Here is a 2227-nt window from a genome sequence, read left to right on the forward strand (position 1 = left end):
AAGCATTCTCTTGCGCGCCCTGCGTTCTAATCCAACCCAGTGCGAAAAGGGAGTTGTCGTCTGCGGCGTCTCGATCCAAAACTCCACAACAATACCCATATTCCCGATTACACTGTCTGAATCGCAGAAATCGGCAGTTCGATCTGGCTGAACGGCGCGACCATCGCTATCCTGAAGACGATCTATGGAAAAAGTGGTTTGGAAATATTCCAGCTTTCAAGCGGCCGATGCCGCGGACGACAAACGATACCGCGAGTTAAGCGGAACTGAGAAGTTGCAGGAACTGCTCGAATTGATTCTGCCCGAAGATCCGGATGAGGCCATTATCCAAAGATCTGCGCGAGTTTATCCGCTTGCTCGAGGCGGAAAGCGTTGAATACCTGATCGTCGGTGCTTGGGCAGTCGCTTTTCATGGACGGCCTCGTTACACCGGCGACGTTGATATCTTTCTCCGGCGCGACGCCGCCAACGCCGCTCGGATGATGCGTGTCATTCAGGCCTTTGGTTTCGGCGCCACCGGCATCACGCGCGAGGATTTTGTGAAAGAGAATTACGTCATCCAACTTGGGATCGAACCCAACCGCATTGATCTGCTGACCGGAATCAGCGGCGTGCAATTCGTGGATGCTTGGGACCGCCGTGTTTACGGACAACTCGGTGAAACGCGCGTTCCTTTCATCGATCGCGAATTGTTGATTCAAAACAAGCGGGCGGCAGAGCGGGAGAAGGACATGGCCGATATTCGGCTGCTCGAAAAGACTCGAACGCGGCCGCCGACAGAATGACACGATGAATGGCAGCATACACGGAACGAAGTCGCCGCGACCGTACAGCCTTTGGTGGCGAGCACGTCGAAGAAGTATGGCGGGATTGGACTCGGGCTGGCGCTTTGCAAGAAGTTCGCGCAGATGATGGGCGGGGACATCACCATCGAGAGCGAACATGGGAAAGGATCGACGTTCACCGTGCGTTTGCCAGATGCCGTGGCCGAACAGGCAAAATGATTCTCCGGGTTGTGTCTCGAATCGCCTGCGACTAGAATGCGCTCATGAAAGCGGCGGAGAATGGGTTGGCCCGGCTTCCAGCGTTTATCAGGCCAGACGTGGATGCGGCGATGCGCGTCTTCGCGGCCTGGCCGTCGATCCGCTGTGTTTGGCTGTTTGGTTCCTTGGCCAAGGGTCGTCAGCCTGACTTTCGCTCGGACATCGATTTCGCCGTCGAGGGGCTTCCGGCGCTAGCGCATTACCGAGCTTTGTCGCAACTCGACGCCGTCGTGTCGCTCCCGGCCGATCTGGTGCGGTGGGAGGATGCCGACGACGTCCTGCGCGCTCAGATTCGCGAATGGGGGATTTTGCTTTATGAGCGAACCTGAATCCGCCGCGCGCGCGGCTTTGGCGGCTGTCATCCAGAAGGACGTGGCAACGGTAGAACGACTGACAGAGTCGCTTCAGGCTCTGCCGGCCGAAGCGAGTTACTCGGATGCGGCCGGGCAAGGCTATGCTCTTCACAATATTTATTGCGCGCTTGAGAACAGCTTTGACCAAATCTCCCGGACGTTCGAGAACCACGTCGTGGACCGCAGCCAGTGGCATCGTGAATTGATGAGCAAGATGTTTCTCGCCATTCCCGGGGTCCGTCCCTCGGTGCTTCCGGAAAGTTTGCAAAGCGCGCTCAATGACCTTCGCAGCTTTCGGCACTTGTTTCGCCACGGCTACGATTTTCAACTCGACCCCGTTCGGTTGAACGCGCTGGCGGAGCAATGGCGGACGGCGCGTCCGGCGGTTCTGGCAGCGCTCTCGGATTTTGCCGGTTGGTTGATCCGGGCGACCGGAACCAAATAGCCGAAAGATCCGAATCGGAAGAACAGCGAAATCGGGCTTTCTTTCCCGCCGCAGGCGGGCTTGAATTCGCTCACAGCGCTATGAAACTTCGGAACGCCATTGCGGGTGTCGTCTGCTCCTTTGTTTTCTCTCAATTCTCAACTCAAATCTGCTCTCAACCCGCCACGCCCAACCGGGTGCTCGAACTGGACGGTAATGGCAGCTACGTCGAACTGCCGCGCGGGTTGTTCACGAACGAAGTGATCACTGTGGAAGGCTGGGTGATGTGGCGTTCCTTCCGCGGCAAGTCGCGCTTTTTCGAACTGACGGATGAAGTGCGAGAGGTCGGCGTCAATTTAAGGCCAAATGGCGTTCTCTTTATCGACCAGCCGACGCGGACGCCGGGC

At 57.3% G+C, this 2227-nt stretch carries 6 protein-coding genes; all 6 read left to right on the forward strand.

Annotated elements, in window-relative coordinates; all coding sequences use genetic code 11:
- Window positions 1–184 precede the first annotated feature (184 nt).
- A complete protein-coding gene (locus FJ398_27300; GenBank protein ID MBM3841584.1) occupies window positions 185–376 on the forward strand; it encodes a hypothetical protein in 192 nt (63 codons plus the stop codon).
- A complete protein-coding gene (locus FJ398_27305) occupies window positions 315–785 on the forward strand; it encodes a hypothetical protein (GenBank protein ID MBM3841585.1) in 471 nt (156 codons plus the stop codon). The genes FJ398_27300 and FJ398_27305 overlap by 62 nt, the downstream gene beginning before the upstream one ends.
- 51 nt (window positions 786–836) lie before the next feature.
- Complete coding sequence (locus FJ398_27310; GenBank protein ID MBM3841586.1) at window positions 837–1004, forward strand: hypothetical protein; 168 nt, start codon at window positions 837–839, stop codon at window positions 1002–1004.
- A 44-nt stretch (window positions 1005–1048) separates the two neighbouring features.
- Window positions 1049–1372, forward strand: a complete 324-nt coding sequence (locus FJ398_27315; protein MBM3841587.1) for a nucleotidyltransferase domain-containing protein — start codon at window positions 1049–1051, stop codon at window positions 1370–1372.
- Window positions 1359–1841, forward strand: a complete 483-nt coding sequence (locus tag FJ398_27320) for an antitoxin (protein MBM3841588.1) — start codon at window positions 1359–1361, stop codon at window positions 1839–1841. Before FJ398_27315 ends, FJ398_27320 begins: the two co-directional genes overlap by 14 nt.
- 80 nt (window positions 1842–1921) lie before the next feature.
- The coding region (locus tag FJ398_27325; GenBank protein MBM3841589.1) for a LamG domain-containing protein at window positions 1922–2227 on the forward strand (306 nt) is incomplete at its 3' end.

This window comes from Verrucomicrobiota bacterium, from assembly GCA_016871535.1.
Classification (GTDB): Bacteria; Verrucomicrobiota; Verrucomicrobiia; order Limisphaerales; family SIBE01; genus VHCZ01.

Coding starts and splice junctions, on each gene's coding strand:
- FJ398_27300 (MBM3841584.1), top strand. CDS start 185: ATGGAAAAAGTGGTTTGGAAATATTCCAGCTTTCAAGCGGCCGATGCC.
- FJ398_27305 (MBM3841585.1), top strand. CDS start 315: ATGAGGCCATTATCCAAAGATCTGCGCGAGTTTATCCGCTTGCTCGAG.
- FJ398_27315 (MBM3841587.1), top strand. CDS start 1,049: ATGAAAGCGGCGGAGAATGGGTTGGCCCGGCTTCCAGCGTTTATCAGG.
- FJ398_27320 (MBM3841588.1), top strand. CDS start 1,359: ATGAGCGAACCTGAATCCGCCGCGCGCGCGGCTTTGGCGGCTGTCATC.